The organism is Actinophytocola sp., assembly GCF_050699935.1.
Lineage (GTDB): Bacteria > Actinomycetota > Actinomycetes > Mycobacteriales > Pseudonocardiaceae > Actinophytocola.
Genome location: NZ_JBOHGB010000275.1, coordinates 1 through 3630, shown reverse-complemented (window position 1 = coordinate 3630; position 3630 = coordinate 1). Strand labels below are relative to the sequence as shown.

Genomic DNA, 3630 nt, shown 5'->3' with positions numbered 1-3630 from the left:
AGCGCTGGCAGGCCACGGTCGCCGCGGACGCGTTCGCGAGCCTGCCCGAGCGGTGGCGGATGGTCTTGTGGCACACCGAGGTCGAGGACGAGTCGCCCGCGCACGTGGCGCCACTGCTGGGTATGCGGCCCAACAGCGTGGCGGCGCTGGCCTACCGCGCGCGGGAGGGGTTGCGGCGGGCATACCTGCGCATGCACGTCCCCGAGCCGTCCCACCGCGAGTGCCGCTCGACGGTCGACAAGCTGGCCGGGTACGTGCGAGGCGGCATCCCGTTGCCGTTGTCCCACAGGATCAACCGCCACCTGAGCCGGTGCTCGGACTGCCGCTGCCGGGCCGTCACCCTGACCAAGGTCAACGCCGAGCTGCGCGGCGTCATCGGCCCGGCCGTACTCGGCGCACCACTGGCCGCGGCGTACCTCCCGGCCGCGTCGGGTGCCGCGTCGGGTGCCGCGCCCGGTGCCGTGACGAGCGGGGTCGCGGCCGTGGCGTCGGAGGCCACCGCGTCCGGCATGGTCGCCGTGAAGGCGGCGGTCGTCCAGGTGGCCGCCGCGCTGACCGTCGCCTCCGCAGGGGTCACCGCCGGGGTCACGGCCGAGGCCACCGCCACGTCGTCCGCGCCCGAGCCGGCCGGGCCATCGCTGCCGGCGGGCGACATGCGTCCCCCGGCCGTCGCGCAGAGCACCGACACACCCGGCACGCCAACCTCGCCCGGCACGTCCGGTTCACCGGCCACACCCGACTCGCCACTGTTTCCTGGCTCGCCCAACTCAGCAGCCACGCCCAGCTCACCTGGCTCGCCCGCCTCGGACCGCGCCGCCGCGGGGGGTTTGGACCGGGCCACGGCAGCGTCGGACCGAGCCGCGTCGGCGTCGGACCGGGCCGCGTCGGCGTCGGACCACGCCGCGTCCGCGTCGAATCGTGCCGCCGCCGCGCGCGGTTCGGATCGTGCCGCCGCGCGTGGCTTCGATCCCGCCAGGGCGAACGAAGCCGACCGCACCACCGCGAACGAAGCCGTCGACGCCGCCGGAACCACCGCCGAAACCACCGCCGAAAGCTCGGCACGCCCCGCGAGAGACGAGCCCGGCCGCATCGAGCGGGACACGTCCCGAGCACACGCACCCGAGATCGCCGGGCCGGCCCGGGACACCACCGGCCCCGGGTGCGCCACCGAGACCCCCAGGAGGGACCGGCCGGCCGGGCGGCCCCTCAACGACTAGCTTGGCCCTCAACGGCCAGATTTGTCTATTTCGGACAGACGCTCCGCGCGGGTCAGCAGGTAGCGCCGTTCGGGCAGGCTCGTCGTTCGGCTGGCCGCGGTGAGGTAGTGCGACCGGGCGGCCTCGGTCTCGCCCGCCTCCTCCAGCAGGTGTGCTCGCACGGCGTCCACTCGATGGCTGCCGGCCAGGCGGGCGTCGGCGGCCGCGTCGTCCAGGATCGCGAGGCCGGCGGTCGGTCCGTGCACCTTCGCCGTCGCCACCGCCTGGTTGAGCCGCACCACCGGGCCGTCCGCGACCGCCCGCAGCAGCTGGTACAGCGCCAGGATCTGCGGCCAGTCGGTCTCCTCGTCGCTCACCGCCTCGTCGTGGACCGCGGCGATCGCGGCCTGCAGCTGGTAGGGCCCGAACCGCTCGGTGCGCGACAGTGCCTCGGCGGCCAGCGCCGTGCCCTCCGCGATCGACGCGCGGTCCCAGAGCGCGCGGTCCTGCTCGGCCATCGGCGCGAGCTCGCCCGCGGGGCGGTGCGGGCGGGGCGGCGCGCGTCGGTCAGCAGCATCAGCGCGAGCAGGCCGGCCACCTCCTGCTGGTCATCGGGCAGCAGCCGGCGCACCGCGCGGGTCAGCCGGATCGCCTCGGCGGTGAGGTCGACCCGCTGCAGGTCCGGGCCGGCGGTGCTGGTGTAGCCCTCGTTGAAGATCAGGTACAGCACCTGCAGGACAGGGGCGAGCCGGGCGGGCAGCTCGGCGGCCGGCGGGGTGCGGAACCCGACGCCGGAGTCCTTGATCCGCTGCTTCGCGCGGGTGATCCGCTTGGCCATGGTGGCCTCGGGCACCAGGAACGCACGTGCGATCTCCGCCGTCGTCAGGCCGCCGACGGCCCGCAACGTGAGCGGGATCTGCGCGCCGGGCGTGAGCGACGGGTGGCAGCACAGGAACAACAGCGCCAGCGTGTCGTCGGACTCCGGGGCGCGCGGCGCGTCGGCGGCGGGCGCGAGGAACTGGTCGCGCGGGATCCGGGTGCCGGCCGTGTCCTCCCGGCGCCGCCGCGCGATCTCGCTACGCAGGTGGTCGGTCATCCGCCGGTGGGCGACCCGGATCAGCCAGCCGCGCGGGTTGTCCGGCAGCCCGTCGCGCGGCCACTGCAGGGCGGCGTCGAGCAAGGCCTCCTGCACGGCGTCCTCGGCGGCGCCGAAGTCCCCGAACCGCCGCACGAGCGCGCCGAGCACCTGCGGCGCGAGGTCACGCAGCAGGCCCTCGACCGAGCCGGTCACGGCACCACCCCCGACCCGCGAGTCCAACATTCGCGACCCGCGAGTGCGACGTTCCCGCCCGCCGAGTCGCGTCTCCACGACACCGCCGTCTTGGGCCGAGACGTGGGCCGCCTCGTTGGCCGGGTCGCGAACCCACAACTCGCGGGTCCGGTGTGTTGGACTCGCGGGGTGGGAGCGTTGGACTCGCGGGTGGGCGGCGGTCACAGGTCCGGTGCGCCGAAGGCGTCCATGATCGGGCGGATCTCGACCGTGTCGCCCACCGCGTCGGCGACCCGGGCGCCGATCTCCACGGCCCGGTCGTAGCTCTCGCAGTCGAGGATCGCGTAGCTCGCCAGGACCTCCTTGACCTCCGCGTACGGGCCGTCGGTGACCTCCGGCGGGCCGCCGGCGCGCTTGCGGATCGTCTTCGTGTGCGACGGGTCGGCCAGGCCCTCGGTGCTGACGAACTCGCCCGACTCGGTCAGCTCCTTGCCCAGCTGCTCGTAGAAGTCGCAGGCGGCCTGCACCTCCGGCGGCATCGGGGCGTCCGGGTCGAAGTTGGCCAGGGCGTCCTGCCAGGCCGTCGCGTTGGTGTAGGCGAGCATCAGGTACTTCATCGTCACTCCTCGCAGCTGCCGTGCCCGGGTGGCGCGACTCGCGGAGACGTCGGAACCGTCCGCCCCGCCGGGACAGCTCACGGAAAGAAATCTACGATCGTCGCCCCGCGTCCGGCGTCCCGGGCCACCCGCGAGGCCGCGAACCCGGCCGAGCGGGCGGCGGTCAGCACCAGCGGCGCCTGCGCGTCGCTGGTCTCGACGAGCAGGTGACCGCCGGGCGCGAGCCAGGCCGGCGCGCCGGCGATGACCCGGCGCAGCACGTCGAGCCCGTCCACACCGCCGTCGAGTGCCACCCGGGGCTCGTGGAGGCGGGCCTCGGGTGGCATCAGGTCGATCGCGTCCGTGGGCACGTACGGCGCGTTCGCCACGAGCACGTCGACCCGGCCGCGGAGCGTGGCGGGCAGCGGCTCGTAGAGGTCGCCCCCGTACAGGTGTCCACCCGGGACGTTGCGGCGCGCGCAGCGCACCGCGGCCGGGTCGATGTCGGTCCCGTGCAGCTCGGCGTCCGGCACGGTGGCGGCCACCGCGGCGGCCACCGCGCCGGACC

The 3630-nt window shown here is 75.2% G+C and carries 2 protein-coding genes and 2 pseudogenes; 1 reads left to right on the top strand and 3 read right to left on the bottom strand.

The genetic code is table 11. The features are described from left to right. The coding region (locus ACRDTB_RS37695; protein WP_431437056.1) for a zf-HC2 domain-containing protein at nt 1-1217 on the top strand (1217 nt) is incomplete at its 5' end. An 8-nt stretch (nt 1218-1225) separates the two neighbouring features. Here the strand turns inward: ACRDTB_RS37695 and ACRDTB_RS37690 are convergent. From ACRDTB_RS37690 to ACRDTB_RS37680, 3 genes and pseudogenes are all read right to left on the bottom strand, one after another. Then, a pseudogene (locus tag ACRDTB_RS37690) lies at nt 1226-2517 on the bottom strand (RNA polymerase sigma factor). A gap of 170 nt (nt 2518-2687) precedes the next feature. Continuing rightward, nucleotides 2688-3083: a YciI family protein gene (locus tag ACRDTB_RS37685; protein WP_431437055.1), complete on the bottom strand. Its 396-nt coding sequence runs from the start codon at nt 3081-3083 to the stop codon at nt 2688-2690. A 77-nt stretch (nt 3084-3160) separates the two neighbouring features. Then, nucleotides 3161-3630 (bottom strand): annotated as a pseudogene (locus tag ACRDTB_RS37680) (putative protein N(5)-glutamine methyltransferase); the annotation flags it as partial.